At 69.7% G+C, this 26,570-nt stretch carries 33 protein-coding genes and 2 pseudogenes; 25 read left to right on the forward strand and 10 right to left on the reverse strand.

All coding sequences use genetic code 11. The features are described from left to right. Positions 1–214 precede the first annotated feature (214 nt). Positions 215–1,024, forward strand: a complete 810-nt coding sequence (locus ABZV40_RS40570; RefSeq protein ID WP_355454542.1) for a class II aldolase/adducin family protein — start codon at positions 215–217, stop codon at positions 1,022–1,024. Position 1,025: 1 nt separating this feature from the next. On the opposite strand, the gene ABZV40_RS40575 is transcribed toward ABZV40_RS40570, so the two are convergent. Beyond that, positions 1,026–1,661 carry a TetR/AcrR family transcriptional regulator gene (locus tag ABZV40_RS40575; protein ID WP_355454544.1) on the reverse strand — a complete coding sequence of 212 codons (636 nt, stop codon included), beginning with the start codon at positions 1,659–1,661 and terminating at the stop codon, positions 1,026–1,028. A gap of 399 nt (positions 1,662–2,060) precedes the next feature. On the opposite strand from ABZV40_RS40575, the gene ABZV40_RS40580 reads away from it, so the two are divergent. The 8 genes from ABZV40_RS40580 to ABZV40_RS40615 all read left to right on the forward strand — a co-directional run bounded on the left by ABZV40_RS40580 (position 2,061) and on the right by ABZV40_RS40615 (position 7,286). Next, positions 2,061–2,237, forward strand: coding sequence for a CsbD family protein (locus ABZV40_RS40580; RefSeq protein WP_059362550.1), 177 nt, complete (start codon positions 2,061–2,063; stop codon positions 2,235–2,237). 197 nt (positions 2,238–2,434) lie between these two features. Then, positions 2,435–2,890, forward strand: a complete 456-nt coding sequence (locus ABZV40_RS40585) for a DUF6292 family protein (protein ID WP_355454547.1) — start codon at positions 2,435–2,437, stop codon at positions 2,888–2,890. 173 nt (positions 2,891–3,063) lie between these two features. After that, positions 3,064–3,573, forward strand: coding sequence for a DUF5994 family protein (locus ABZV40_RS40590; RefSeq protein WP_355454549.1), 510 nt, complete (start codon positions 3,064–3,066; stop codon positions 3,571–3,573). Beyond that, a complete protein-coding gene (locus ABZV40_RS40595) occupies positions 3,570–3,725 on the forward strand; it encodes a DUF6307 family protein (protein WP_355454551.1) in 156 nt (51 codons plus the stop codon). Before ABZV40_RS40590 ends, ABZV40_RS40595 begins: the two co-directional genes overlap by 4 nt. After that, the gene (locus ABZV40_RS40600) at positions 3,722–4,591 is read left to right on the forward strand and encodes a transglutaminase family protein (RefSeq protein ID WP_355454553.1); all 870 of its coding nucleotides are present in this window, start codon (positions 3,722–3,724) and stop codon (positions 4,589–4,591) included. Before ABZV40_RS40595 ends, ABZV40_RS40600 begins: the two co-directional genes overlap by 4 nt. A 332-nt stretch (positions 4,592–4,923) precedes the next feature. Further along, complete coding sequence (locus ABZV40_RS40605) at positions 4,924–5,520, forward strand: GNAT family N-acetyltransferase (protein ID WP_355454555.1); 597 nt, start codon at positions 4,924–4,926, stop codon at positions 5,518–5,520. 411 nt (positions 5,521–5,931) lie between these two features. Next, complete coding sequence (locus ABZV40_RS40610; RefSeq protein ID WP_355454557.1) at positions 5,932–6,135, forward strand: cold-shock protein; 204 nt, start codon at positions 5,932–5,934, stop codon at positions 6,133–6,135. 236 nt (positions 6,136–6,371) lie between these two features. Beyond that, positions 6,372–7,286, forward strand: a complete 915-nt coding sequence (locus tag ABZV40_RS40615; RefSeq protein WP_355454626.1) for an acyl-CoA desaturase — start codon at positions 6,372–6,374, stop codon at positions 7,284–7,286. Between the two features lie 554 nt (positions 7,287–7,840). Here the strand turns inward: ABZV40_RS40615 and ABZV40_RS40620 are convergent. Continuing rightward, on the reverse strand, positions 7,841–8,071 hold the full coding sequence (locus ABZV40_RS40620) for a hypothetical protein (RefSeq protein WP_355454559.1): 231 nt from the start codon (positions 8,069–8,071) through the stop codon (positions 7,841–7,843). A 487-nt stretch (positions 8,072–8,558) separates the two neighbouring features. Between ABZV40_RS40620 and ABZV40_RS40625 the strand changes: the two genes are divergently transcribed. The 3 genes from ABZV40_RS40625 to ABZV40_RS40635 are packed head-to-tail and all read left to right on the forward strand — an operon-like array spanning position 8,559 to position 10,017. Continuing rightward, complete coding sequence (locus ABZV40_RS40625) at positions 8,559–9,344, forward strand: GAF and ANTAR domain-containing protein (protein WP_355454561.1); 786 nt, start codon at positions 8,559–8,561, stop codon at positions 9,342–9,344. Positions 9,345–9,384: 40 nt separating this feature from the next. Next, on the forward strand, positions 9,385–9,717 hold the full coding sequence (locus tag ABZV40_RS40630; RefSeq protein WP_355454563.1) for a hypothetical protein: 333 nt from the start codon (positions 9,385–9,387) through the stop codon (positions 9,715–9,717). A gap of 60 nt (positions 9,718–9,777) precedes the next feature. Further along, on the forward strand, positions 9,778–10,017 hold the full coding sequence (locus ABZV40_RS40635; protein WP_355454565.1) for a hypothetical protein: 240 nt from the start codon (positions 9,778–9,780) through the stop codon (positions 10,015–10,017). A 31-nt stretch (positions 10,018–10,048) separates the two neighbouring features. Here ABZV40_RS40635 and ABZV40_RS40640 read toward each other — a convergent pair whose 3' ends face one another. The 3 genes from ABZV40_RS40640 to ABZV40_RS40650 form a co-directional block, all read right to left on the reverse strand. Then, positions 10,049–10,795, reverse strand: coding sequence for an STAS domain-containing protein (locus tag ABZV40_RS40640; protein ID WP_355454567.1), 747 nt, complete (start codon positions 10,793–10,795; stop codon positions 10,049–10,051). A gap of 193 nt (positions 10,796–10,988) precedes the next feature. After that, the gene (locus ABZV40_RS40645; protein ID WP_355454569.1) at positions 10,989–11,306 is read right to left on the reverse strand and encodes a hypothetical protein; all 318 of its coding nucleotides are present in this window, start codon (positions 11,304–11,306) and stop codon (positions 10,989–10,991) included. 67 nt (positions 11,307–11,373) lie between these two features. Further along, positions 11,374–11,607, reverse strand: a complete 234-nt coding sequence (locus ABZV40_RS40650; protein WP_355454630.1) for a hypothetical protein — start codon at positions 11,605–11,607, stop codon at positions 11,374–11,376. Between the two features lie 15 nt (positions 11,608–11,622). Between ABZV40_RS40650 and ABZV40_RS40655 the strand changes: the two are divergent. Then, positions 11,623–12,114: pseudogene (locus tag ABZV40_RS40655) on the forward strand (asparagine synthase-related protein); the annotation flags it as partial. On the opposite strand, the gene ABZV40_RS40660 reads toward ABZV40_RS40655, so the two are convergent. Both ABZV40_RS40660 and ABZV40_RS40665 read right to left on the reverse strand, forming a co-directional pair. Next, positions 12,115–13,542: a glutamate--cysteine ligase gene (locus ABZV40_RS40660; protein ID WP_355454571.1), complete on the reverse strand. Its 1,428-nt coding sequence runs from the start codon at positions 13,540–13,542 to the stop codon at positions 12,115–12,117. It lies immediately after the preceding pseudogene. 129 nt (positions 13,543–13,671) lie between these two features. Next, positions 13,672–14,028, reverse strand: a complete 357-nt coding sequence (locus tag ABZV40_RS40665) for a hypothetical protein (protein ID WP_355454573.1) — start codon at positions 14,026–14,028, stop codon at positions 13,672–13,674. A 154-nt stretch (positions 14,029–14,182) separates the two neighbouring features. Here ABZV40_RS40665 and ABZV40_RS40670 point away from each other — a divergent pair, with 154 nt between their 5' ends. The 6 genes from ABZV40_RS40670 to ABZV40_RS40695 all read left to right on the forward strand — a co-directional run bounded on the left by ABZV40_RS40670 (position 14,183) and on the right by ABZV40_RS40695 (position 19,673). Continuing rightward, positions 14,183–15,253, forward strand: a complete 1,071-nt coding sequence (locus ABZV40_RS40670) for a glycosyltransferase (protein WP_355454575.1) — start codon at positions 14,183–14,185, stop codon at positions 15,251–15,253. 18 nt (positions 15,254–15,271) lie between these two features. Next, entirely contained in the window at positions 15,272–16,507 is a 1,236-nt protein-coding gene (locus ABZV40_RS40675; RefSeq protein ID WP_355454577.1) for a cytochrome P450, read from the forward strand. An 80-nt stretch (positions 16,508–16,587) separates the two neighbouring features. Further along, entirely contained in the window at positions 16,588–17,487 is a 900-nt protein-coding gene (locus ABZV40_RS40680; protein ID WP_355454578.1) for an SDR family oxidoreductase, read from the forward strand. Positions 17,488–17,580: 93 nt separating this feature from the next. Beyond that, positions 17,581–19,050: an ornithine decarboxylase gene (locus tag ABZV40_RS40685; protein WP_355454580.1), complete on the forward strand. Its 1,470-nt coding sequence runs from the start codon at positions 17,581–17,583 to the stop codon at positions 19,048–19,050. A 42-nt stretch (positions 19,051–19,092) separates the two neighbouring features. Beyond that, on the forward strand, positions 19,093–19,521 hold the full coding sequence (locus ABZV40_RS40690; protein WP_355454582.1) for a DUF2231 domain-containing protein: 429 nt from the start codon (positions 19,093–19,095) through the stop codon (positions 19,519–19,521). Positions 19,522–19,547: 26 nt separating this feature from the next. Further along, on the forward strand, positions 19,548–19,673 hold the full coding sequence (locus tag ABZV40_RS40695; protein WP_355454584.1) for a hypothetical protein: 126 nt from the start codon (positions 19,548–19,550) through the stop codon (positions 19,671–19,673). A gap of 9 nt (positions 19,674–19,682) precedes the next feature. Here the strand turns inward: ABZV40_RS40695 and ABZV40_RS40700 are convergent, their stop codons facing one another. Together ABZV40_RS40700 and ABZV40_RS40705 are read right to left on the reverse strand one after the other, a co-directional pair. After that, on the reverse strand, positions 19,683–20,012 hold the full coding sequence (locus tag ABZV40_RS40700) for a hypothetical protein (protein ID WP_355454586.1): 330 nt from the start codon (positions 20,010–20,012) through the stop codon (positions 19,683–19,685). A 9-nt stretch (positions 20,013–20,021) separates the two neighbouring features. Then, entirely contained in the window at positions 20,022–20,855 is an 834-nt protein-coding gene (locus tag ABZV40_RS40705) for an MBL fold metallo-hydrolase (RefSeq protein WP_355454588.1), read from the reverse strand. A 96-nt stretch (positions 20,856–20,951) separates the two neighbouring features. On the opposite strand from ABZV40_RS40705, the gene ABZV40_RS40710 reads away from it, so the two are divergent. From ABZV40_RS40710 to ABZV40_RS40730, 5 genes and pseudogenes are all read left to right on the forward strand, one after another. After that, the gene (locus tag ABZV40_RS40710; RefSeq protein WP_355454590.1) at positions 20,952–21,572 is read left to right on the forward strand and encodes a DUF47 family protein; all 621 of its coding nucleotides are present in this window, start codon (positions 20,952–20,954) and stop codon (positions 21,570–21,572) included. Next, positions 21,572–22,561, forward strand: coding sequence for an inorganic phosphate transporter (locus tag ABZV40_RS40715; RefSeq protein ID WP_355454592.1), 990 nt, complete (start codon positions 21,572–21,574; stop codon positions 22,559–22,561). Before ABZV40_RS40710 ends, ABZV40_RS40715 begins: the two co-directional genes overlap by 1 nt. Before the next feature lie 4 nt (positions 22,562–22,565). Further along, positions 22,566–22,652 (forward strand): annotated as a pseudogene (locus ABZV40_RS40720) (LysR family transcriptional regulator); the annotation flags it as partial. Positions 22,653–22,863: 211 nt separating this feature from the next. Further along, positions 22,864–23,826: an acyl-CoA desaturase gene (locus ABZV40_RS40725; RefSeq protein ID WP_355454628.1), complete on the forward strand. Its 963-nt coding sequence runs from the start codon at positions 22,864–22,866 to the stop codon at positions 23,824–23,826. A 158-nt stretch (positions 23,827–23,984) separates the two neighbouring features. Beyond that, on the forward strand, positions 23,985–24,929 hold the full coding sequence (locus ABZV40_RS40730; protein WP_355454594.1) for a LuxR C-terminal-related transcriptional regulator: 945 nt from the start codon (positions 23,985–23,987) through the stop codon (positions 24,927–24,929). A gap of 81 nt (positions 24,930–25,010) precedes the next feature. On the opposite strand, the gene ABZV40_RS40735 is transcribed toward ABZV40_RS40730, so the two are convergent. Beyond that, positions 25,011–25,874, reverse strand: a complete 864-nt coding sequence (locus ABZV40_RS40735) for a hypothetical protein (protein WP_355454596.1) — start codon at positions 25,872–25,874, stop codon at positions 25,011–25,013. A gap of 179 nt (positions 25,875–26,053) precedes the next feature. Here ABZV40_RS40735 and ABZV40_RS40740 point away from each other — a divergent pair, with 179 nt between their 5' ends. Then, a complete protein-coding gene (locus tag ABZV40_RS40740; RefSeq protein WP_355454598.1) occupies positions 26,054–26,569 on the forward strand; it encodes an RICIN domain-containing protein in 516 nt (171 codons plus the stop codon). Position 26,570: the final 1 nt, after the last annotated feature.

Below are 26,570 nucleotides of genomic sequence, written 5' to 3' on the forward strand. Positions count from 1 at the left end.
CGCCCTTCCTATCTGGAAAGAACTAAGCAGGCAGCCAGAAGTCATGTTCGCAACTCGCCGTCCGGTGAGGTGGATGAAGGGCTCCTTCCTCCACCTGGTGTGGATGAAGGAGCCCTTCATCCACGTAACTGCCCGGCAGACGGGTTGCGGACAAGACCTCGGGCAAGGCGCTTAGACACCACTCCCCCGCAAGACACACGAGAGGCAGGCGTTCATGCCCGCGACCCCGACCACCGTCCAGCACGACTCGGTCGGCGCGATGCCAGAAGGCGTCGAGCTGCCGCTGCCACCGCAGAACCTGAGCATCGACGAGGAGCGCCAGGTCCGCAAACAGGAACTCGCCGCGGCCTTCCGCCTGTTCGCCCGCTTCGGCTTCTCCGAGGGCGTCGCCGGACACATCACCGCACGCGACCCCGAGAACCCCTCAGCCTTCTGGGTCAACCCGTTCGGGATGTCCTTCAGCCAGATCCGGGTCTCCGACCTCATCCTCGTCGACCACGACGGCACGTTGCTGGAGGGCAGGCGCCCGGTCAACAACGCCGCCTTCTGCATCCACTCGGAGGTGCACAGGGCCCGTCCCGACGTCGTCGCGGCCGCACATACCCATTCCCTGCACGGCAAGGCGTTCTCCAGCCTCGGCATTCCCCTGGACCCCATCACCCAGGACGCCTGCGCGTTCTACGAGGACCACGGCCTCTACACCGACTACCGCGGCGTCGTGAACGACACCGAGGAGGGTCGCCGGATCGGCGTCGCCCTCGCCAACGGCAAGGCCGTCGTACTGCGCAACCACGGACTGCTCACCGTTGGAGCCTCCGTAGCCGAGGCCGCCTGGTACTTCATCACCATGGAGCGTTCCTGCCAGGCCCAGCTGCTGGCCATGGCCGCCGGGAAGCCCACGCTCATCGACCCCGACACCGCGCGGATGGTGCGCGACCAGATCTCCGGTCCGCTGGCAGGCTGGTTCCAGTTCCGCCCTCTCTGGGACCAGATCACGCGGCAGGAGCCGGATCTGTTCGAGTGATTCAGTCCTTTGTGGATGCCTGTGCGGTGCTGAGGGACACGAGGTGCTCGCCGACGAGAGCGAGCACCTCGCGGCTCTGTTCGCTGTCGTGGTCGGTCAGCCAGGTCATCGTGAGCCCGTCCAGCACGGAGTTCAGGTAACGGGCGAGCACCGGAACGGGCACCGTCCACTGTGCACCGGTCTTCTCGGCGGCCTCCCTCAGCAGCTCCTCGTGCACCTCGAGGTAGTGCCGGTACTGCTGACGCGCCAGCTTCTCCATCCCCGCCTGCCGCAGGGCGTAGTGGGCGAGCTCGTAACTGACCAGATGCATGCCGGGGCCCGACTCCACCCCCTCCCAGTAGGCGCGCAGGCTCTTGACGACCATCGAGCTCAAGTCGGCCTCATCAGCGAACGCCCGCCGCGCGGCGGCACCGATGCGGTCGGTGATGCGAGCGATCACCTCGTCCAGCAGGTGCTCACGCGAGTCGAAGCAGTAGTGGAAGACCCCCAGCGTCATGCCCGCCTCGCTGACGACCGCACGCGTCGTGGTCTTGACGACCCCGTCACGCATCATCACCCGGATCGCCGCCTCGATCAGCTCTTCTCGCCGATCCTTCAACGCCATGCGAGCCATGTGGCCGCCCCACCTCCCGATCACCCAGCTCCTGTGTCACCAAGTTAGCACGGCGTCTTGGACGGTTGACCAGAACTGAAAACCCCAGGTCGGTCATGTGACGGAAGGCGCGAACAGCTCGCACACCCGGACGGTGCCGATCTCCAGCTCCTTGCGAAGCACCTCGGCCAGAATCGGCCGCAGGTGCGACGCCCAGTACCGCGCACGTCCTGCAGAACCCCTGAATGCGAGCCCGTGACGGGCCCGAGACATCCCTGGAATCAACGGATCGTGTGAACCGCAATCGTTCCGTGCAGCTCACACGAAATGGTGTCGTCGACACCTGCACCCCCAGTCCGATGAGACGGGGACGGTTGAGGTCCGTCCGAGCGGGCATCCGGAGGCAGACGTCGCACCTGAGATCCGGGTGCCGGGGAAGGACACATGGGCACCGACGACAAGCTCGACGCCAAGGCCGACGAGCTCAAGGGCAAGGTCAAGGAAGGCGTCGGCGACGCGACCGACGACAAGGGCTTGGAAACCGAGGGCAAGGTCGACCAGGCGAAGGGTCACCTGAGTGAGTCGGCAGAGAAGGTCAAGGACGCCTTCAAGAAGGACTGAACGGCTCACCGCTCTCCCCAGGAGCGCGCACCGCGGCGGTGCGCGCTCCTGGGTGTCGTGAGCGCTTCATCCCGGCTCCGAGCAGCTACAGTGAAGGCACAGGGCCGTTGATCGGCTCGTCCACTCGCTTCGTCACCTCCGCGGTCTGTGAGCCCGCCCGCCGTGGCTCCGCAGCGATCTGAGGAAGGCGGGTCCGCATGGCAGTGACCGCACCCATCGGTGATGATCGGGTCCTGCGCGGCCGGAACGCCACGTCCGAGGGCACGTACCTGCTGGCAGGCGCCCTGGAGCGGTATGTGGGAAAGGTGGCCGAGGCTCTCGGCGTGCCGCGCGACGGCATCAGCTTCGAGGTCACCGACACCGCGACGGCCTACATCGCGCTCGGCTGCCGTGCGGTGGCTCACCCGGATCGTGACGTCATGCTCGTCTGGAGCGCGACGCAGGGCTGGGCGGTGTCGATCGAGACCGATCCCACCGAGCCTCGGATCGTGCTGGCCCGCTCGACCGGGGACATCGTGCAGGCGCCGGAGGCCGTGGCACGTCTGGTGGCCGAGTCCATGGGACGCGTCGGTGCCCGGGAGGCACCGGTGGCAGGCCCGCCGCTGATGGGGTGGTCGGACCTCGCCGAGTGCATGGAACGTTACGCAACCTGAAGTGGTCGACGCCGTTTCGGTCGATCAGGCCGGAAAGCGTGTAGTGTCGGTTGTGCCGAGAGCATCTCGCACCTGAGCAGTCAAGCTCACGTCGCACTCGGCGAAACCTGAACCGGTCCTTTTTCAGGGCCGGAGACGGGAGTCCCGGCATGACGTCGGCTCCTCACCATTCCATGGCCCCTCCGGCTGTCACGGCCAACGAGCAGCCTCGGTATCCGCTGCGATTGCGGTTGCGGCCGAAGGCGCTCACCACGGGGTATGTCGACGGTGCCTGGTGGCCGCGTTCCCGGGACCTCGCCGCCGAACTGCCCGCACTGCTCGCGGTGCTGGCAGTTCGGCTGGGCGAGATCCCGCGGGTGAGCTACAACCTGACCGAGTGGGAGACCGCGCCACGCCAGATCGCCGCCGACGGTGTCCGGGTCCGGCTCAGCGGGTTCTGGTCGAGGCCGCCGCACACCGTGGACGTCGTCGCCGGCGACCGGCGCCGCCTCACCCTGCTCCTCGTTCCGCCTGACACCAGCCCTTCCTCCGCCCACCACACCATGACCCGCGCCGCCCGGCGCGAAAACACCGACACCGTCGAAGTTCTGCTGCACGACAGCAAAGCCGACGAGTCCGTTGTGGACGCCTTCGGCGTCGGCAGCGCCTGCACACCCGAACAAACCACTCAAGGACTTGAATGACGACATCGACCCACACATCCGCGTATGAGCGCAGGCTCAAGATGGTGGAGGACGTGCTGACCAGCCGAACCGAACTCGACGGCAAGGCCGCACGGGACCTCGCGGTGCACGTGTTGCGCGCGCTGGACCACATCCCCGAGCGGGTGCGTTGAACTCGCGCCACTACGGCACTGGCGCGACGCGACTGACGTGGGGCACCCGACTGCTCCGCGTCGGTTGTGCGTTCACCTACCGCGCCGAGGTGCCCACGCCGGCGGTGTTCCTCGTGCGTCCACTGTGGAGCGCGGACGTGCGGCTGAGCCACGAGCACCTGGACGTGAAGCCGGACGTCTCGATGCGGCATCACCTCGACCTGTACGGCAACCGCAGCACCCGAGTGGTGCTGCCTCCTGGTCTGTCCACAGTGCACTACAGCGCGTGGGTCGACGTCCCGGACAAGACCGAGGACGTGGACGACACGGTGCCTGAGACGCTGCCCGACGGTCTTCCGGACGACGTGCTGCTGTACACGCTGCCCAGCAGGTACTGCGTGTCGGACGTGCTGGGCGACGAGGCGTGGTCGAGGTTCGGCGCTCATCCGCCCGGTTACGGCCGGGTGCGCGAGATCTGCCGGCACGTCCACGAGTCGCTGAGCTTCGGCTACGGCACCTCCACCGCGTTGTCCACCGCTGCCGACGTCAACGCCGCGGGTTTCGGTGTCTGCCGTGACTTCGCCCATCTGGCGATCTCGTTCTGCCGCGCCCTCAACATCCCGGCCCGGTACGTCTTCGGCTACCTGCCGGATCTGGACGTGCCGCCCGACGGTGCCCCGATGGACTTCGCGGCGTGGATGGAGGTCTGGCTGGGCGACCGCTGGTGGACCTTCGACCCGCGCAACAACGTGCCCCGCAAGGGACGCGTCGTCATCGGCAGAGGCCGCGACGCCGCCGACGTCGCCATGGTCACCACGTTCGGCGGCCCGGTGCTCGAGTCGATGGTCGTTCAGGCGGAAGAGGACCTGGCCCCGTCATGGCGCTGAGCGGGTTCTGCCCGCAGCGGAGTACGGTGGGGACTACCGAGGGCACGTCGTGCAGCAGCGCTCGAGCTGGTGCCGCCTTGGGCGCATCAGGAAGCCCGGCCGGTTCGGCTGGAGGCGGGAGCGCCGAGATGAACTCGGAGCAGCTCTGCACCACCGCGGCTTTGGCCGCATCACGCGGTCACAGGTTGACGCGGAATCCGCATTTCGCCGGGAGCTGGCGGCCGTTGTCGACGGACCCGGCCGTCGCGACGCCTGTGCTCGTTCCGCCTGCCGGGCGTACGCGCTGACACGCGCGTCCTCTCGTCCCGGCACCGATCATCGGAGTATCCCGCATGCCCGAGTCACGAACCGCCTTCCCCGCGACCAATGTGTTGAGCACTCGCCGGTTGACGTTGCGCCCGTGGCGCGTCGACGACGCACCCGCCGCGCTGGACGTCTACGGCCACGCCGCGGTGACGCGCTGGCTGAGCCCCGAAATGGACCAGGTGCCGGACGAGGCGGCCATGAAGTTGCTGCTGCAGCAGTGGAGCGCGGAAAGCGCCCGTCTTCCGGCCCCGGCCGGCCGCTGGGCGATCGAGCGCACCGCCGACGGTGAGGTGATCGGCGGCGCCCTCCTGCTCCCGCTGCCGCCCGGCCGGGAGGACCTGGAGGTCGGCTGGCAACTACGTCCCGACACCTGGGGCAACGGCTACGCCACCGAGGTGACCCACGCGCTCGCCGCGTGGGCGTTCAGCCAGGACGTGTACGAGGTGTTCGCCGTCGTCCGGCCTGGCAACACCCGCGCCTCGTCCACCGTGCGGAACAACGGAATGCAGTGGGTCGGTGAGACGGCGAAGTACTTCGGCCTCGAACTGCAGGTGTTCCGCCTTCGCGTGGCGGACCTCGACCCGGCCGCACCCGCGACGCTCGGCCCACCCGGTCGAGGCTGACCACACGGCAGGCGACATTGGGCTACTGTGGGAAGGGTTGGGGTCCAGCCGACGGCATCCGGCCGACGCGGTCCCCGATCCCGTCCGGTCCGGTGGTTCTCCGGCCGGAGACAGGAGCACCGGCTTGTTGCCGGACAGCCGACCTTCCCCTTCCAGACCCAGCGCAGCCGTCGACTTCGCCGAAGCACGACTGTCCGCGCAACGAGCGGAAGTCGTCCAACAACGCCAGGCCGCCCGACGAGTGGCGGAACACGCTCGCGATGCGGGCGACTGCCGTGAACTGCTCTCCATGCTCGGCCTGGCAACACTGCCACCGGGCTCCTGCGGCGCGGTCCCGCGACACGACCAGCACACCACCCCGACTTTCCCGGAGGCGCTCGACGTGTTCCGGCCTGTGGAAGGAGCACGTGCATGAACCGAGGCATCGTCAAGTGGTTCAGCGGCAGCAAGGGTTTCGGCTTCATCGCGCCGGAGAACGGCGGGCCGGACCTGTTCCTGCACCACTCCGAGGTGAACGGCTACGCCTTCCAAGGTATCCCGGACAACCAGCCGGTGGAGTTCGAGATCGGCGAGGGCGAGAAGGGACCGCGAGCGGTCTCCGTGCGCGTTCTCTGACCGGTTGACGAACTGGCGGCCGGTTCTCGCGCAACCGGCCGCCGACCTCGCCCAGTACCGTCCACTGTGGATGAAGTGACGTGAGGTTTCGTCACCACCACCGCCGGGGTAGCCATTACTTCCGAGCGATCTACCCGGATCGCCCCCCAGACCTGGGCGGCGGAGATGCGGCTGCCGTTCTGGAGGTTCGTGGCGTGAGCACATCAGTTCCCCGAGTTCAGGTTGGGCCACAACCGATGTTCTCGGGCGAGAAGACCCCGTTCGAGATGTTCCTGGTGAAGCTCTTCGCGGTCGTCCCGGCGGTGGCCCTAGTAGCCGCCGTGCCGCTGGCATGGGGCTGGGGACTCGGCTGGGCGGACGTCGGGATCGCCGCCTTCTTCTACACCTTCACGTGTCTTGGCGTGACAGTCGGCTTCCACCGCTACTTCACCCACGGCGCGTTCAAAGCCAAGCGCGCCCTGCGGATCGCGCTCGCGATGACCGGCAGCATGGCGATGCAGGGCCAGATCATCGGCTGGGTCGCCGACCACCGCCGGCACCACGCCTACGCCGACCGCGAAGGCGATCCGCACTCGCCGTGGTTGTACGGCACGTCGGCCGTCGCACTGGCCAAGGGTTTCTGGCACGCCCACATGGGCTGGATGTTCCGGCGGGAACTGACCAACGCCGCACGCTTCGCCCCCGACCTGCTCGCCGATCCGGACATGCGGCGGGTCAACCGCTGGTTCCCGGTGTTGACCGCGGCGACACTGCTCGCTCCCGCGGTGCTCGGCGGGCTCATCACGTGGAGCTGGTGGGGTGTGCTGACGGCGTTCTTCTGGGCCGGCCTCGTCCGGGTCGCGGCCTTGCACCACGTGACCTGGTCGGTCAACTCGATCTGCCACATGATCGGCGATCGCCCGTTCGAGGCGCGCGACAAGTCGGCCAACTTCTGGCCCCTGGCGATCCTGTCGATGGGCGAGTCGTGGCACAACTCCCACCACGCCGATCCCACCTGTGCCCGCCACGGCGTTCGCCGGGGCCAGATCGACGTCTCCGCGCGCCTGATCCGGATCTTCGAACGACTCGGCTGGGTCACCGACGTGCGCTGGCCCAGGCCGGAGCGCCTGGCCCGCAAGCTCAAGAGCGCCGCTGTCCGAGCAGCGGAGTGAGCGGGTCCCAGCTGACACTGCTGACACTCGTGAACGGCACGGGGCGGGGCGAGTCGCGGTACGCCACGAACGTGACGGACGTGCGCTTCGAGAACCTGCGGATCGCCGCGAGCTCGAGCTGTTCGAACTCCAGGATCAGCGGGGACCGTGCACGGAGTGCTCCTCACCAGCGCACCGGTGACGGTGCACGCCTTGTCGCGAACGTGCGCTCAGCGTTCTGAGGAAGCTCGCTGGGTCGGCACAGGTTCCTGGAACAGGTTCGTCCAGGACGGCTGTTCAGGCTCGGGCGAACTGGATGTCGCGACTGGGTCGTGCGTCTCGGGATGGCTGAACAGCTGGTTCGCCGGGTGCAGGGTCACTGGGTGCTTTCCGTTCGGGGACAAGACAAAAGATCATTTCAGGTCGTCGTGGCCTTCTTCGCGTCCCGTGCGTGGTCGTCGCGAGTGGTGCGGAGCCGGAGCGACTGCACGGCGCGTGGATGACTGGGGATGCGGAAACGCATCGACCCCAAGCTCGACAGTACACCTCTTCGCGATGGTGGGTGTCGGCGAGCCTCAACGGTTGGACGAGGGAAACTGCCCACCCGCGCTGCCGAGTGCGATGAGTTCGGTGTACTGGTCCTGCCACGAACGCTCGGTGGCGAGCAGGTCGGCGAGCAACTGGACCCATTGCGCGTCAACCGGTGGCGTGGCACCTGCGGCCAGATGGCGTGCAGTCTCCTCGCGGGCTTTGAGCCACTCGGACAGCGTCGGTTGAAGAGCGGGGCCGCCCTGTTCGTCGGTCATCACCTGACAGTACTGCGCACCGTCACGGACGACAGCTCGTGATGCGTGTTGACCGGCCGCGGCCGGGTACATGTAGATGGCCGCTCCGGGGTCTCGGTGCGTGCACGGACAACAGGACGGTTTCACCGCCGTCGAACAGAGACCTCGTGCCCCATTCGCGGGTGAGGTTGTCGATCACCACGATGCCGCGACCGCGCATACCGCCGTGTGGTCCAGAACGTTGCTCGATCCGGGACCACGGATGCCGAGTCTTCGCCGTCAGCCGTCGCGGGGCGTCTCCGGGTGGGCACGCGCGGGTCCGCTGCAGAGGGCTCCGTCGGCGCCACTTGCGACCGGCGGCAGGCCGGGCAATCCGCCGCCGGTCCGGTTGCTCCTCCAGTCACCTCATCGGTTCAGCGTCGAGGCGTTCGACAGCCGTATCATGCGTTGAACGCGCGTCGAGCAGCCGGCGCCGTGGGTGCCACCCGACGGCGAAGGAGTGCACGGCATGGCCGAGGATGCGCGAACGTCTCCACCAGCTGACCAGTCGCTCAACGCTGACCGCCCCGACGCTCTGGAGCGCCTCGACGAGACCGCCGACGCGCTGGAGGTGTTGCGTGACGCGCTCACCGGCGAGGAATCGCTCGACGACGCGTTGCAGCGGCTGGCAGAGACCGCGGCGAAGGCGATCGCTGACGCCGACGCGGTGACCGTCTCCGTGGTGACGCTGCAGCAGCCGCGCACCGCGGCTGCCACGGACCGCCTTCTCGTCGACGTCGATGAGAAGCAGTACAGCGCGGATCGCGGCCCGTGCCTGCAGTCCGCCCGCACCCTGGCGCCTGTCCGCGCAGTCGTCGGCGAGCATCGTGACGAGTGGCCGGAGTTCGAAGCCGCGGCAGCGGAACACGACATTCGCGCCTACCTGTCGGTACCCGTGGTCCTGCCCGCCACCGACCGGACCCAGGCGGAACACGTCGGTTCGCTCAACATCTACAGCCACACCGCTGGGGCTTTCGACCCGTTCGACGAAGGCCTCATGCGCCTGTTCACCACGGCGGCCTCCGCCACGATCAGCAGCGCTCAGCGATGGCAACGCTCCCGCGAACAGATCCAGCAGCTCGAGCGAGCGCTGGTGTCACGTGCCGTCATCGATCAGGCCAAGGGCGTCCTGATGGCCGTGCACAAGTGCACACCGGACGAAGCCTTCTCGATGCTCGTGGAGCGGTCGCAGCACGAGAACGTCAAACTGCGCGACGTCGCCAAGAACCTGCTCGACTCGGTCGTGCTTTCCTGACCGTTCGTTTGCTCGGTGTTCCGCCGGGTAGCCAGGCGGCGTGAGCACAGACGAACTCCCTCTGCCCGACTACGACCAGCTCGCTCTGGGAGACCTGAGGCATCGGATCCGCTCGCTCACCGAGGAGGATCTTCGCGCGGTCCTCGGTCACGAGCGCGAGCACGGCAACCGCCTGCCGGTGCTGCAGGTGATCGAGGCGAGGCTGGACGAGCTGGCCGACGGCGCCACCCCGACGGGCGTCGATCAGCGCAACGCGCCCGGTGCCAGGCAGACGCCGACCGAGCCTCCCGCGTCGCCCGCGCACTCGCCCGACGACCACACCCCGCTGCGACACGGCGTCTACGGACAGACCCCGGCACGCGGACGCGACTGACAACCGCCGGCGGCGACGGACCGGCACCGACAACGTCCACTTGAGACGATGGACTCCGCCGTGCCTTCGACACCTCGCCCCGACCGCGGTTCGGTCGTCACCTACCTCAACCCGGATGCGCCACATCCCGCCGCCGTCCTCAGCGGCGTGGTTCTCGGGGCGCACGTGACCGATCCGGAGACCTCTCACCTGTGGGTGCCGGTGATGTCGCCTGACAGCACCGTGTCGGTGCTCGACACCGTGCACATCATGAAGGTCGAGCCACCGGCCCGCCCCCGCCGCGGATCCGACGCCATCTGACGGACCGTTGGAACACCCGGCGTCGAAGCTCTCAACCGCGCTGCACGAGGACCGCCCACACCGTCTTCCGCTGTTCGACCTGGTCCGCGACGCAGCCCCACGTCTTCGCCAGCTGCGCGACCATCCGCAGACCTTTCCCGGCACGGACGGGGTCGAGCCCGGGATCGGCGAGCACGGCGGGGACCTGGCTGTCGTCGCCGACGGCGACGGTGAGGCGGCCGTTGCACAGCTCCAGGCGAAGGCGTGCCTCGGAACCCGTGTGCTGCATGGTGTTCTGCACCAGTTCTGAGGCGACGTGCACGGCGTCGTCCGTCATCACGTCCGGCACCCCCCATTCCGCGCATGTCCGGCGCACGAAACGGCGGGCGTCCTGCGGGCCGCCGGGATGGTGTGCCAGCACGGCGAGCGCGCGTTTGCGAGGTGCCGGGCGGTCGACGTTCGCCAACGCGTCGTCGACGTCGGCGCACACCGTCACGTACCGGCGGATGGGCGTGCGGCGGAGGGTTTCGGCGTGAGCTGGACCGGTCGCCACGAGCAGGGGCACCGCGGGCCAGTCGCTGATGCGCAACGACACGGTGGTGAAGACGCTCAAGGCGCTGGTGGTCCCGATGGTGACGTCGCTGAGGTCCACGATCAACGCTCGGGGTACGTCGACCGCGTGTTTCAGCATGCGGTCCCGGAGTCGCGGGTACGTGGAACGGTCGAGCACTCCCCTCGGCCGGATCACGACGCACTGACCGAGCAGGTCGGCGTCGAGCGTCAGCTGGTTCCCGGTCATCGGTCCGCGCGGACGCCGATGCTGACGGACGCCAGGTCGTCCGGGGTGAAACGCCCGTCAGCCATACGGCCCTCCTCCGAGAAGCGGAGCAGATGAGCCGGGCTGCTTCCTCAACCCACACCGCAGCAGGTCTGCTGCACCTCCGACCATATTCCTCTCTTGCCGCAACGTCGACTCCACGGCTGGGGAAGATTCACGCTTCGGCGGCACGCCGGCGGTCGGCCTCGGCGGCGGCACGGTGCCGGTCAGCCGCGGCGCGGTGCTCCGCCGCGCCGCTGCCACCTCGTTGCGCGGCCTGCACGTGGACCGCGGCTGCTCGTTCGTGTGCGGCAGCGGCGCGGCCGAGGCTCTCGCGGAGGCGCTCCCGTGCTCGGGCGGCGTGGTCCTGGGCCTCGGTCAGTGCGGCCACCGCCGTTTCGGCGTCTTCCGGCGTCGACGCCCGGCCGGCACGGGTGGTGAGCCGAGCGCGACGCGACGCCAGTTCGCGGATGCGCTCGGCAGCGCCACGCATCCGCGACGCTGCCCGTTCACCAGACGCCACAGCACAGGGTCTCGCTGCACTGGGCGCGGCACAAGGGTCAGGACGACGTCGGCAGGTACGCGGGTGCTCGCCGGGCCTGTGCCGCGTCTTCGAAGGCCGCCGCGAACCGCAGCAACGCCTCATCCGTCCCGGGCCCGCCGATGAACGACATGCCGATCGGCAGCGGGCCGGCGAACCCGGCCGGGACGGTGATGCTCGGGTAGCCCGCGACCGCCGCGGCACGGCACGAGGCCGCCGAGGTGTTCCACGACGTGAGCGGCGAACTGATCACGCGGCACCTCGCCGCTCCGGGCGCGGACACGGCGCTGGACGCCGTGCTGCGGACCGACACGCACCTGCTGATGCCCGACGACCCGGTCAAACGGGTGGACAACACGTGGACAACACGGCGATGGCGTGGGGCGTCGAGGCACGGGTGCCGTTCCTCGACCAGGACCTCGTGGAGCTGGTCGCGGCGTGCCCGCCGGAGCTGAAGTCCGGCCAGGACGGCAAGGGGATCCTCAAGGACATCGGGCGCGACCTGCTGCCCCTCGAGGTGGTCGACCGGCGGAAGGGCTACTTCCCGGTGCCGGCCCTCACCCAGCTCGACGGGGAGGTCCTGGACCTGCTGCGCTCGGCCATGAGCGCCCCCGAAGCGCGCCGTCGGGGGCTCCTGCGCCGCGACTACGTCGACGCGCTGCTCGCCGACCCGAACGGGCGGGCCACCAAGGCCGGTGGCAACGAGCTGTGGCACCTCGGCGTGCTGGAGCTGTGGCTGCAGCAGCACGGCATCGGCTGATCAGCCCGCCGTCGGCAGGTGGGTCTCCGGGCGCACGCGCAGCGGCAGGAGGCTGTCCATGGCGGTCGCGTGCAGCATGCGCGCGACCGTCGCACTGGCCACCAAGCTGATCGGAACTCCCCACTCCAGCCCGTGTGCCCGGATCCGGTCGAGTGCGGTGATGCCGGACGAGCCGAAGAACGCGACCTCCGACAGGTCGAGCACGACCTCCTCCGCGCCCGCCTCCAACGCCTCCGCGCAGCGCCGCTCCAGCTCGTCGCTGTTCGACATGTCCACCTCGGAGCCCATCTTCACCTCGACGACGCCGCGTGCGGGGTGGTCCCCCGCGTCGAGGCCGATCAGGTCGAGCAGAGCCTGCGTCTCACCGTCGCGGAACGCGCGCCGCTGCCGGTCCGCGCCGCAGCCGTGCCGGTCCAGCAGCCGCACACCTCGCCGCACCAGTGGCAGATCGCCGTTGGCCGCGAGAACCGGCTTCAGCTGACCCAGCAGCACGTCCAGTTGGTGCCGCAGCGGCAGCAGCTGTCCGGACAGCACGTCCAGAGCGTGGCCGGAGAGGCCGTCCCTGGCCGCGCGCCAGCAGGACTGGCGCAGGGTCTCGACGGGAACCGGCACCGCCTCCACGCCGCGTTCGACATCGGCCGAGGCCTTGGTGACGAGAGCCCGCACGAGGGCCGCCAGCAGCACCGCGTCGTCCACGCTCGCGGCGACGTCGGCGACGCGCACCTCCACGGTCGGCCATGCTGCGGACGGCCGGACGTCCCAGTAGATCATCGCCGGGTCCAGGGCGGTGCCCGCGTCGAGCACTGTGGCGCACGTGTCCTGATAGTGCTGCCACGACGCGAAGAACGGCGGCGGGCCGGACACCGGCCACCGCGACCACACCAGCGAACGCCAGCTCGCGAACCCGGTGTCGGCACCGCGTGAGAACGGCGAGTTGGCGGTGATCGCACCCAGCAGCGGCAGCCAGAGCCGCACGTGGTTGCAGACCTGCACCGCGGTCTCCCGGTCGGGCACGGCGACGTGCACGTGACACCCGCAGATCAGCTGCTGTGCCGCCAGTGCCCCGAACTCGCGCGCGATCCGCCGGTACCGCAGATCGTCGGTGATCTCACCGGCCATGTCGCCCAGTGGCGGCGCACCGGTCGCGATCGCCCGGCAGCCGGCCTCCCCGGCGGCCCGCGCGACACTCACTCGCAGCTCACGCAGCTCGCGCCGCACCCGCTCGGCGTCACGGCACACCGACGTCTTGGTTTCGACCTGCGCACCGGTCAGCTCGTGCTCCAGTTCGAGCCCGAACACCTCACGCGCGATCGCCACGACCTCGGCCGCGCGGTTGACCGCGACCCCGGTCACGGGATCCACCAGGAGGAACTCCTCCTCCACGCCGACCGTCGGACCGCACGGCGCGGTCGATGATGTCCGTCGCACGTCTCACCGCCTTCAGTGACCGCCACCCGAAGTGGCGCCGGCGCACTGCTTCACCGGTGGATGCCCAGGCCGAATACCCGCAGCCACCAGCACGAAACCTGCCGGCCGCGATCGTCCACTTCAGATCGGTCAGGTGGCGTCGGCGGAGGTGCGCGACCACGCGAACAGCCACGCGGCCTCCATCGCGGCATCGAGCAGGTAGGTCTTCGCGATGCGTCCCTTCGGCACGTAGACGAGGTCGATCGCCAGCAACGTGGCTGCCGTCGCCAGCCCGAGTGTGCGGGCGTGCCGCCACTGTCCCGCCGCCGCGGAACGGGTCTGCGCCCAGCCGATCCCCATCAGCAGGCCGGCGGTGGTGCGTTGCAGCCAGCGGTCCTCCTTGCGGCCGAACACAGCTTCGAAGGAGCGGGCACTCACCATCGGCCACAGGCCGCCCGCGATGTTGAACAAACCGTGGGCCCGTCCCACTGCGGAACCAGTCGTCATGCCCCTCACATACCCGGGGCCGGTTCCGCCAACCTGAGCGGCCGAGGTTTCCGACCGGCCTCACCCCGGGTAAACCGCGTCGTCCGCAGCAGCGACCGGTGACTCCGAGTTGACCAAGCAGCTCGCTCGTCGACCCCCGTCAACTGGAGTGAGCATGAAGATCGCGATGGTGCACGCCCACGCGCGCCTCGACGACGAAGCGAGGGGTTCGCGGGTCGCCGAACTATCGTCCGCCTTGAGCCGCCACGGGCACGACGTGACGGTGTACGTCCGCAGGGACGACCCGGACCTGCCCGGCCGAGCGCGCACGGAGTGCGGCTACGAGGTGGTGCGCGTACCCGCCGGCCCGGCGGCACCGCTCACGGACGAGGACTCGTTGCCCCACACCGGTGCCTTCATCTCGTTCCTGCTGCGGGAATGGGCGGAGGCGCCGCCGGACGTCGTGCACGGGCACGGGTGGATGTCGGGCATGGTCGGCGTGCTCGGCGGGCGGCGGGTCCGAGCTCCGGTGGTGCAGACGTTCCACTCGCTGGCGGCGGTCGAGCGGCGTCATCGGATCGGTGGCACCAGGCCGGAAGAGCGCGACCGGATCGAGGTGCTGGCGGGGAAGGAGGCCGCGCACGTCGCGGCGGCGAACTCGGACGAGATGGCCGAGCTGATCAAGGCAGGAGTCGACCGGACCAAGATCTCGGTCGTCCCGCTCGGCGTCGACGTCGACGCGTTCACCCCTGAGGGGTCCAGGGCCCGGCGCGGCCGGCTCCACCGCGTGGTCGTCAGGGCGCCTTTGCTGCCGTACTGGGACTTCGAGGCCCTCGTCAAGGTGTTGTCCGGTGTGGACGGTGCGGAGCTGGTGATCGCCGGCGCCGTGACACCCGCGCTGTTGCGGTCGGCCGACGTGGTCGTCTGCGCACCGTCGTACGAGCCGTCCGGTGCGATCGCGCTCGAAGCGATGGCGTGCGGTGTGCCGGTCGTCGCCACCGCGGTCGGCGCACTGACCGACGTCGTGGTGAACGGTGTGACCGGCCTGCTCGTGCCGCCCGGCCGGCCGGAGAGCCTGGCGCGGGCGCTGCGCTTGCTCCTGCCCGACGACACGCTGCGCAACGAGTTCGCGGTGGCGGGCCGGGACCGCGTCACCGCGCGGTACTCCTGGAGCCGCGTCGCCGCGGACGTCCTGCGGGCCTACGCACAGGCAGGCGCGGCCGAACCGGCGTTTGCGGCTCGATGAAGTGGGCACAGACTTCCCATGGGAATGCGAGAACGCCTCGGGGACCAGTCGCTGCAGCTCCTGATCGAGGGTTATGCCTGGCTACCGGGCCTGCGCCGCAGCACCGGCAGCGACGTGGTCCGGACGCGTGTCATGGGCCAGCCGGCCCTCGGGTTGTGCGGACCGGAAGCCGCGCAGTTCTTCTACGACGAGAAGCACGTGCAGCGGCACGGTGCGATCCCCGGACCTGTGCTGAGCACGCTGTTCGGTCACGGCGCGGTGCACACGCTGGACGGCGACGCGCATCGGCGGCGCAAGAGCCTGTTCCTGTCGCTGGTGAGCAGGGAGTCGATCGCCTCGCTGGTCGCCTGCGTGGCGGCCGCGTGGGAGGACACCGTCGTCGGATGGCACGCCGGCCGCGAGGTCGTGCTGTTCGACGAGGCGAGCCGGGCGCTGACCGCGGGCGTGCGCCGGTGGGCCGGTCTGCCGGTGGAGACCCACGAGGTGGCGGAGCTGGCAGCCGATCTGGTGGCGATGGTCGACGGGTTCGCCACGGCCGGACCACGGCACTGGCGTGCTCGCAAGGCCCGCAAGCGCCGTGAGGCCTGGCTCGCGTCACTGGTGCAACAGGTGCGCGACGAGGAGTTCGACGCACCACCGGGTTCGGCCCTCGAAGTCGTCGCGCGGCACCGTGACGCGGACGGCGAGCTCCTCGACCCGCACACCGCGGCGGTGGAGCTGCTGAACGTGATCCGGCCGACGGTGGCGGTGTGCTGGTTCGTCGCGTACGCCGGACACGCGCTGCACCGGTGGCCGCAGCACCGGGAACCGCTGCGGGCGGGCGGTGACTTCGCCGTGGCGTTCGCACACGAGCTGCGCCGGTTCTACCCGTTCGCGCCGTTCCTCGGTGGCCGTGCCGCACAGGACCTGACGTGGCAGGGCGAGCACGTGCCGGAGGGTTCCCTTGTCCTGCTGGACCTCTACGGCCAGAACCACGACAGTCGTTTGTGGACGGACCCGTACCGGTTCGATCCGCGCCGGTTCCTGGACCGGGAGATCGGCGAGTGGGAACTGGTGCCGCAGGGCGCCGGTGATCCGCACACCGGGCACCGCTGCCCCGGTGAACCGTTCACCGTCGCGCTGCTCGCCGAGCTGTGCACCCGGCTGGCCTGCCTCGACTACACCGTGCCCGACCAGGACCTCACGATCTCGCTCAGCAGGATTCCGGCGCGCCCGCGCAGCGGGTTCGTGCTCGTTGCACCGCCTCGGCGATGAGCTGATCCGTGCGGAGGTTGAACCGCGGCCGCACGGGAACACCAGCGGTGCCGTAGTCCCGTCGTCACGAGGTGCCGCAGATGCCCCAAGACCAGTACACGCGCCAGGACCCCAGGGAGCAGTACCCGCGTCCCGGCCACCAGGAGGGCCAGGAGCAGCCGCATCCCGGCACCGGCCGCCGGATGGGGCCGGAGCCCGACCACGGCGAGCACACCTACCGGGGCAGCGGACGCCTGCCCGACGTCAAAGCCGTGATCACCGGCGGTGACTCGGGCATCGGCCGCGCCGCGGCACTGGCGTTCGCCCGCGAAGGCGCGGACGTGCTCTTGTCCTACCTGGAAGAGGAGCAGGCTGACGCCGAGCGCACCGCCGAGCTCGTGCGCGACGCGGGCCGGGAAGCCGTGCTGGTACCCGGCGACCTGCGCACCGAGGACGCGTGCCGCGAGCTGGTCAAGCGCGCCGAGGAGGAGTTCGGGCGCATCGACGTCCTGGTGAACAACGCGGCCTACCAGATGGCCCAGAGCGACGGCCTGCTCGGCATCAGCAGCGAGCAGTTCGACCGGGTGTTCAAGACCAACATCTACTCGATGTTCTGGCTGTGCAAGGCGGCGGTGCCGCTCATGCGTCCCGGCGCGACGATCATCAACACCTCGTCGATCCAGGCGTTCACGCCCTCGCCGCCGCTCATGGACTACGCGGCCACCAAGGCCGCTATCGTCAACTTCACCAAGTCCCTCTCGGCCGACCTCATCGGCAAGGGCATCAGGGTCAACTCCGTCGCTCCCGGTCCGGTGTGGACACCGCTGATCCCCGCGACGATGCCCGCGGAGAAGGTCGACGACTTCGGTGCGCAGACGCCGATGGGCCGTGCCGCGCAACCCGCCGAGCTGGCACCGGTCTTCGTCTTCTTCGCCTCGCAGGAGTCGAGCTACATCACCGGCGAGGTCCTCGGCGTGACCGGCGGCCAGCTGCTCACGTGACTCGGGCAATCCCGCGGCCACAGCCGGGCACCCCGACCGGCTGAAGCATCCGGTGATCTGGTTTTGCGCGCGTTGCCCCGGCAACTCTCCTACATGGACCAGAACAAGGCACCGGTGCTCGAAGCGTTGCAGGCGTTCCGCGAGTGCGGTTACACACCGTTCAACCCGCCCGGCCACCGCCAGGGCCGCGGCGTGGACCCGCGCGTGCTGGAGATCCTGGGCGAAGCGGTGTTCGCCGCCGACGTCATCTCCGTCAACGGCCTGGACGACCGGCTCAACCGGCAGGGCGTCATCGAGCAGGCCCAGCAGCTGATGGCCGAGGCGGTCGACGCCGAACAGGCGTTCTTCTCCACGTGCGGCAGCTCGCTGTCGGTCAAGAGCGCCATGCTGTCGGTCGCCGGACCGCACGAGAAGTTCATCGTGCCCCGTCACGCCCACAAGTCGGTCGTCTCGGCGCTGATCCTCAGCGGCGTCTCCCCGGTGTGGCTGTCCCCGCACTGGGACGCCGAGCGCCACCTGTCCCACCCACCGGGCCCGGACGAGGTGCGCGCGCTGTTCGAGGCCGAGCCCGAGGCCAAGGGCATGCTGCTGGTGACGCCCAACGACTACGGCACCTGTGGTGACATCGCCGCGATCGCCGAGGTCTGCCACTCGTTCGGCAAGCCGCTGATCGTGGACGAGGCCTGGGGCGCGCACCTGCCGTTCCACCCCGACCTGCCGCCGTGGGGCATGGACGCCGGCGCCGACGTGGTGGTCACCAGCGTGCACAAGTCCGGTGCCGCGGTGGAGCAGAGCTCGGTGTTCCACCTGCAGGGCGACCTCGTGGACCCGAAAGTGCTCAAGGCCCGCGAGGACCTGCTGGCCACCACGAGCCCCACGTCCCTCGTCTACGCCACCCTCGACGGCTGGCGGCGCCAGATGGTCCAGCACGGCGAGGAACTGCTCACCGCGACCCTCGCGCTGGCGCAGTCGACCCGCGCCGCGATCAACGAACTGCCCGGCCTGCGCGTGATGGGCGAGGCCGAGTTCCTCGGGAAGGACCTGGCGAAGTCGCTCGACCCCCTCAAGATGTGCATCGACGTGTCCGAACTGGGCATCAGCGGCTACCAGGCCACCGACTGGCTGCGTGAACACCAGCGCATCACCCTGGGTCTGTCCGACCACCGACGCGTCGTCGCGCAGTTCACCCACGCCGACGACCACCGCACCGCGGGCGTCCTCCTCGACGCGCTCGCCGCCCTGGTCAAGGCAGCCGACGAGATGCCGACGCCACCACCGGTCGACCTGCCTTCGCCGGAGGAACTGCAGCTCAAGACGGTGATGCTGCCCCGGGACGCGTTCTTCGCCGAGGTCGAGCAGGTCGACGCGGACCGGGCCGCGGGGCGGATCTGCGCCGAGATGGTCACGCCCTACCCACCGGGCGCCCCCGCCATCCTGCCCGGCGAGGTCATCACCAAGGAGGTCGTCGACTACGTCCGCAGCGGCCTGAACGCCGGGATGGAGCTGCCCGACCCGGCCGACTCCGAGCTGAAGAGCTTCCGGGTCGTGGCGCGCAAACCGTGACGTGCAGGCGGATGGGCGGTCCGCGGCGGGGTACCCGCAGCCATGAACCTTCACCAGGCGCTGCGAACTGTGGAGAACCTCCGGGCCGCGGACCGGCCGGCGGCCGCGGTGGCGGCTGTGGCCCGACGACTGCTGCGGCCGCCGCGCCTGCGCGAGGTGCTGCGCGGATCCTGGCTCGGCCACCCCGTCCACCCGTTGATGATCACCGTGCCCATCGGGGCCTGGGTGTGCGCGTCGGCGCTGGACGCCCAGCCGGGCAACGAGGAGGCGGCGCGGCGCCTCACCGGCATCGGCCTGGCGGCGGCACCACCGACCGTCCTGCTGGGACTCGCGGACTACGACCGGCTGGGACCGCGGCAGCAGCGGGTCGGTGTGGTGCACGCGATCGCCAACACCGCCGCGCTGGCGTGCTTCACCGCCTCATACGCCGCACGACTGCGGGAGTCCCACACCGGGGGGGGAAGCTGCTGAGCCTGCTCGGGCTGACGGCACTGGGCGTGGGCGGCGCGCTCGGCGGTCACCTCGCCTACGCCCTGGGTGCCGGGGTGTTCCGGTGGCAGGAGCCCGCGGACGGCAACGTGCGCCCGTTCGAGGTGCGGCGATCCACCCGGCACGCCCGTTGAGACCGTCGCTCACTCGCCGAGCCGCACGACGAGCCCTCGGACGGAGAGCACCGTCGACTCCGGGCTCTCCGGCAGCACGAACTCGGCATCGACCGGTTCGCCGTCCCAGTGCAACGGTTCCCGTGCGGCCAGGCGGATCTCGCCACCGGGCTGGGTGACGGTCGCCGCGTCCCGCTCCAGCACGACGGTCCCGCCGTCCTCGGCACCACCCGCGTCCGGCAGCTCGGCCACCAACCGGATCCCGGCGGTGCCGTCGCACTCCCCGGCGAAGTCCAGGACCATCGTCTTGGACCGCAGCGTCACTTCGGCGCCGTCAGCGCGGCAGCGGGTTCGGGTCATGCGTCAGCCCTACCCGTCGACGGCGGGATCAAACCGCATCGGCAGCGCGACGGTGCCCCCGCGCGCCACCACCTGGACGTCGAACCCGGCCCGGCGCTGGGAGATCTCCGCGGTGAAGTCGGACAGCGGCGACTTCATGACCCCGTACTCCTCGTAGTGCACCGGCACGGTGGTGCGCGGGGCGAGCAGCTCGATCAGGTCGGCCCCCTGCCTGCCGTCCATGGTGAGCAGCACGCCGAGCACCTTGGTGCCGCCGAGGTGCACGACCGCCAGATCGATGCCCTCGAAGCGGTCGCGGATCTCACGCAACGCCGGATGCACCAGCGTGTCGCCGCTGAGGTAGATCCGGAACGGCAGAACGCCCGCGGCCTCCCGGTACTCGACCATGGTGCCCATGACGGGAGGGAGCAGACGTCCCAGCGGCCCGAGCGCGTGTTTGCCCGGCAACGAGGTCACCGTCAGCTTCGCCGCCCCGCTGGACAACGTGACGGTCTCCCACGTGCGCAACGGCGCGGCTTCGCGGAATCCCCTGCGGTGCAGGCGTTTCGCCGCGTGCGGGGTGGTGAGCACGGGCAGGTCGCGTGCGAGCTCCCGGCTCGCCACCCGGTCGAAGTGGTCGCCGTGCAGGTGGGAGAGCACCACGGCGTCCAGTCGCGGCAGGTCGGCGATCTCGATCGCCGGGTCGGTGAGCCGGCGCGACACCACACCCTGGCCGATGTGCGTCCACTGTCCTTTGTGGAGGAAGTTGGGATCGGTCAGCAGCGTGAACGGTCCCAGCCGGAGCACCGTGGTGGCGTTGCCCACGAAGTGCAGTGAACCGGAACCGCTTCGTTCGGTGCTCATGGCGGTCGGCTACCCCGGCACGGCCGCGGTGAACACCTGACCGCTCTGCCGGTGTCTGCGTGTTTGCGCACCGTTTCCGGTGGGTAGTCGAGCCGCATGCGCATCAGCCGCAAGCCGACGGGCATGAGGTTCTTCGAGCTGTTCACCGAGATCGGTGCGAACATCGGCGCCAGCGTCGAGCTGCTGCGCGAGTTCGTGCGCGCCCCCGCCGAACAACGCGCGGAACTGGCGGTGCGGATGCACGCGCTGGAGAACGCGGGCGACGACACCACTCACGCCATCATCGAACACCTGGACCGGTCGTTCGTCACGCCGTTCGACCGGGAGGACATCTACCGGCTGGCGTCCAGGTTGGACGACGTGGTCGACCACATGGACGCCGCAGTGGACCTGGCGACGCTCTACCGCGTGGGCGAGCTGCCGGACGGTGTCCCGGTGCAGGTGGACCTGCTGTGCCGGGCCGCCCAGCTCACCGCCGCGGCCATGCCCCGGCTGGCGGAACCTCAGGAGCTGACCGCGTTCTGGGTCGAGGTCAACCAGCTGGAGAACGAGGCCGACCAGGTGTACCGGCGGCTGTTGTCGGAGTTGTTCAACGGTGAGCGCGACGCCCTTGAGGTCATGAAGCTCAAGGAGGTGGTGGACGAGCTGGAGGCCGCCGCCGACGCCTTCGAACACGTGGCGAACGCCGTGCACTCGATCGCGGTCAAGGAAGCGTGATGCCGACCGCCGGCCTGGTGGCCGTGGTGGTGCTCGCGCTGGCTTTCGACTTCACGAACGGCTTCCACGACGCGGCCAACGCCATCGCCACCGCCGTATCGACCCGTGCGCTCACGCTGCGGGCCGCCCTCTCGCTCGCGGCGGTGATGAACCTGGTCGGTGCGCTGCTGGGCACCGGTGTCGCGGTCACGATCGCCTCGGGGATCATCGACACCCCGGTCGGCGACGACGCGCTGCACGTGGTCACCGCGGCACTGGCCGGCGCCATCACCTGGAACCTGGTCACCTGGTACTTCGGCCTGCCGTCGTCCTCCTCGCACGCCCTGGTGGGCGGCCTGGTCGGGGCGGCGCTCGCGTCCGCCACGACCGTGCACTGGGCGGGCGTGCTGGCGAAGGTCGTCATCCCCATGGTGGTCTCCCCCGTCGTCGGTCTGGTGCTCGGTTACCTGCTGATGACGGTGATCATGTGGACGTTCCGCAACGCCAACGCGCACGGCGCCGGACGCCTGATGCGCCGGGCGCAGGTGTTCTCCGCGGCGAGCCTCGCCCTGGGGCACGGCCTGCAGGACGCCCAGAAGAGCATGGGCGTCATCGTGCTGGCGTTGGTCGTCACCGGGAACCAGCACGGCTACTCCGTGCCGTTCTGGGTGATCCTGGCGTGCGCGCTGGCGTTGTCGGCCGGAACCTACGCGGGCGGCATGCGGATCATGCGCACCCTGGGCAGGCGCATCTTCCACCTCACCCCGCCGCACGGCTTCGCCGCCGAGCTGTCGGCTTCCTCCGTGCTGTACCTGACGGCGTTCGTGTTCCACGCCCCGATCTCCACCACGCACGTGATCACCTCGGCCGTGATGGGCGTGGGTGCGACCACCCGCCGCTCGGCGGTGCGCTGGTCGGTGGCCGCGGACATCGCCAAGGGCTGGGTGCTGACCCTGCCCGCCTCCGCCACCGTCGCCGCCGGGGCGTACGGAGTGGTGACCTTGCTGTGAGCCGGTGAGTCAGAACGAGCCCGGCACCACGAGCACCGCGGAGCAGCTCGGTTACACCCCGTCCGCGGTCTCGCAGCAGCTGCGCGGGCTCGAAGTCGAGGCCGGACAGCCGCTGCTGCACCGGCAGGCCAGGGGTGTGCGCCCCCACGGAGGCGGGCGCCGTGCTGGCGGGCCACGCTCGCCACGTCCTGCGCCGGCTCAGCGCGGCCGAGGCCGACCTCGCCGAGCTCGCGGGACTGCGCCGCGGCACCGCTTCACCACGCGTGCACGGTCAGGTCGCCGCGACCCGGCATACTGCGCGAATGGCACACCGGCCGGCGAGCGACTTCGCCCAGTTGTCCACCGAGATCAAGCAGGCCGGCCTGCTCGACCGGCGGCGCGGCCACTACTGCGCCCGCATCACCGCGAACCTGCTCGTCCACGCGGGGGCGTGGGTGGCGTTCGCGCTGATCGGCGACTCGTGGTGGCAGCTCGCCGTCGCGGTCGTGCTGGCGGTGACGACGACGCAGCTCGCGTTCATCGGGCACGACGCCGGGCACAAGCAGATCTTCGCGTCGAAGCGGTGGAACGAGATCACCGGCTACGTCCACGGCGGACTGATCGGGGTCAGCCAGGACTGGTGGGTCGGCAAGCACAACCGCCACCACGCCAACCCCAACCACGAGGACGAGGACCCGGACGTCGACATCTCGGTGCTGGCGTTCACGCGGCGGCAGAGCGAGGCCAAGCGCGGCCCGTTGCGGTGGATCACCTCGCGTCAGGCGGTGTTCTTCTTCCCGTTGCTGCTGCTGGAAGGCTTCGCCCTGCACTGGCACTCGATCCGGTACTCGGGGCGTGAGCGGTACCTGATGATCGCGAACGTCGTGGTCTACCTGGCCGCGGTGTTCTGGGTGCTGTCGCCCGTGTACGCGATCGTGTTCGTGTTGGTGCACCAGGGTTTGTGGGGCTTCTACATGGGATGTTCCTTCGCCCCCAACCACAAGGGCATGCCGGTGCTGTCGGCCGGGCACACCCTCGACTTCCTCCGCAAGCAGGTGCTGACCTCGCGCAACGTCCGCGGCGGCTGGTTCGTCGACCTCCTGCTCGGCGGACTGAACTACCAGATCGAGCACCACCTGTTCCCGAGCATGCCGCGGCCGCACCTGAAGCACGCGCAGGTGATCGTGAGCGAGTTCTGCCGTCAACGCGGAGTTTCCTATGCGCAGTGCGGGTTGTTCCGGTCGTACGGGTACGTGCTGGAGCACCTGCGCGAGGTCGCTGCCTGACGATCCGATTCCCGCCAGCCGGGCGGTTACGTGGATGAAGGCGCCCTTCATCCACGCCAGTGGACATCACCGCGGACGGAGGCTTCACGGCGTGAGGCTGTAAAACCCGTTTAGCGGCCGTCGGCTAGGTTCTCCGCCACGTCGCGGAGGGGATCGGAATGACGGACTTGCTGGCCGGGTTGCTGAACGCGCCCGCCGCCGAGCTCTACCAACGGCTGCTGCGGGCGGGCCGGTTGCCCATCACCGACCTGCCCGAGGTCGAGGAGCTGGTCGAGGCCGGGTTCGCCCGCAAGAGGTTCGTGGGCGAACCGGTGATCGTGCCGGTCGAACCGTCGCGCGCGGTCGACCAGGCGCTGATCACCGTGCAACGCCAGCTCCTCGACCAGCACCGCATGATCGTGCGGGTCCGCGAGCAGATGCAGGCGCTGCAGAAAGAATTCGTCGCCAATGCGGATCGCGACGACAGCGGCATCAGCGTCCACACCGACCCTGCGGAGATCGGCGCGCTGTCGGTCGAGCTGTGCCTGTCCGCCGAACGCGACTTCGCCAACCTCGAAACCGAGCACTACCGCAACCCGCCGGACGGCCGGTCGGCCAAGGTGCCGCCGGCCGCCGTGCTGGAACGCGGCGTGCAGTTCCGCAACATCTACTCCAGACCGGTGCTGGACCTGCCGTTCGCGGGCGAGATGGTCCGGCGCTGCGCGGAGGGCGGGTGGCAGCTGCGGGTGCTGCCCGAGCTGCCGATGAAGATGGTGCTCGTCGACGACCGGGCGGCCCTGCTGCCCCTCGACCGGACCGGCATGGAGGGTGCCGTGCTGGTCAGGGCTCCGGTCATCGTGGCCGCGCTGCGCATGTACTTCGAGATGCTGTGGAACCAGGCGCTGCCGTTGCACGACGGCGGCACGGTCAGCAAGTTCTCCGCCCACCAGCGGACCGTGCTGCGGTTGATGATCGGCGGGATGACGGACGCCGCGATCGCCCGCCACCTCGACGTCAGCGAACGGACCGTGCGCCGGCACATCTCCGCCGCGCTCGACCAGCTCGGCGTGGACAACCGGATCACGGCGACCGCGATGATCGTCCGCGACGGCTGGCTGGACTGAGCCGCGCCCGCCGTCGATGAAGGGCGCCTTACTGCACCTCAGGTGGATGAAGGAGCCCTTCATCGAGCACCCGGCGCACCGTCAGTTGCCGCCGGTACCGGGGGCGCCGCACTGCCACTCGACCGGGCTGGCGTTGGGATGGAGGTAGCCGCCGGCGAAGATCTTGCGGTAGCCGCCACCGGTCTCGTCATCCGCCCGCCAGTCGCGCTTGGGCTGCGCGCAGCTCGTCGGCAGCAGCAGGACCAGCCTGCCGCCAGTGGTGAGGCCGAAGCCGGAGGTGCGGTACTTCTTCAGGTCGAACGGCACGACCGTCGTCCGCTCCACCCCGGCCGGCACGGTGATGCGGAGCTTCACCGCACCGAAACCGTCCGGCCACAGGTTGACGACGTTCTCGACATTGGAGCTCGTCAGTCCGACGAACCCGTCGACGGTGCGGCCCAGCAGCGCACTCCCGCCGGGCAGGGTGCCCGCCCGCACGTCGGCCGACCACGTGTCCGCGCCGTTCTGCCAGCCGAGGTGCGTCCGGCGGAGCACCGCACCGGACGGCTCGGTGGCGTAGATGACGCCGGGCTCGGTGGAGATCAGCGAGGTGTACCGGCTCCAGTCCGCGGTGGCGCCGATCTGCTGCCACGACTGGAGGTTCTTCGACCAGTACAGCCTCGGACCGATCACGCGGTAGTACACCCCGTCACCGTTCGTCTCCCCCGACCAGAACGCCGTGGACACCTGGTCCCAGCCCGAGGTCGCGACCACGTTCTCCCGGACCCAGCGGGTCACCGTGCGATTGGCGTCCAGGCAGAAGTCGTGCTCGACCAGGCCGCCCGCTGCCGTGATGGCGAAGACCTGCCGTTCCCACACCCCGCACGGCTCCGCCGCCTGTGCCGGTGTGGCGATCAGCGCCGACAGGCTCACCACGAAGGCGAGCAGAACTTTCCGCAGTCCCATGGGCGCAGAACCTAGGCGGAGATCGGCGGAGAGGGAACGACCGGATCCGGACACTGTCCGAATCCGGTCATCTCCCCCTGGCCGGTACCGGCCATTGGCCGCCAGTTCCCCTTACCTGGCACCAAATCCGTTGCCTAGCTTGGCCGTACACCACCCGAACCCAGTTGGGAGTACGACACATGCGCAGCAGAATCCTCGCCCTCGCCGCAGGTCTGGCGATCGCGGCACTGGCGACGATCACCACGCCCGCGAGCGCCGCGCCCGGCGCGTTCTACGCCGAGGTGATCAACCGCAACAGCGGCAAGTGCGTGAACCTGGCGGGCCAGTCCGGCGACAACGGTGCGTGGATCCAGCAGTACCGCTGCGACAACACGCCCGCCGCCAAGTTCCTGTTCCTGCAGAACCGGGACGGGTACTACGAGATCTCGAACCAGTCCAGCCGCAAGTGCATCGACATCGAGTTCGGCGGTAACTGGAACGGTGCGCGCACCCAGCAGTTCAACTGCAACGGCAGCGAGACCCAGCAGTGGCGCCTCAACGAGCTCGGCAACGGCTACGTCACGCTCGTCAACCGGCACAGCGGCAACAAGTGCCTCGACGTGCCGTTCCGCAGCACCGACGACCGGGTGATCCTGCAGATCTGGGAGTGCTTCCCCGGTGCGACCGAGCAGGAGTTCCGGCTCAACATCAGCTGAG

The organism is Lentzea sp. NPDC004782 (assembly GCF_040609115.1).
Lineage (GTDB): Bacteria > Actinomycetota > Actinomycetes > Mycobacteriales > Pseudonocardiaceae > Lentzea.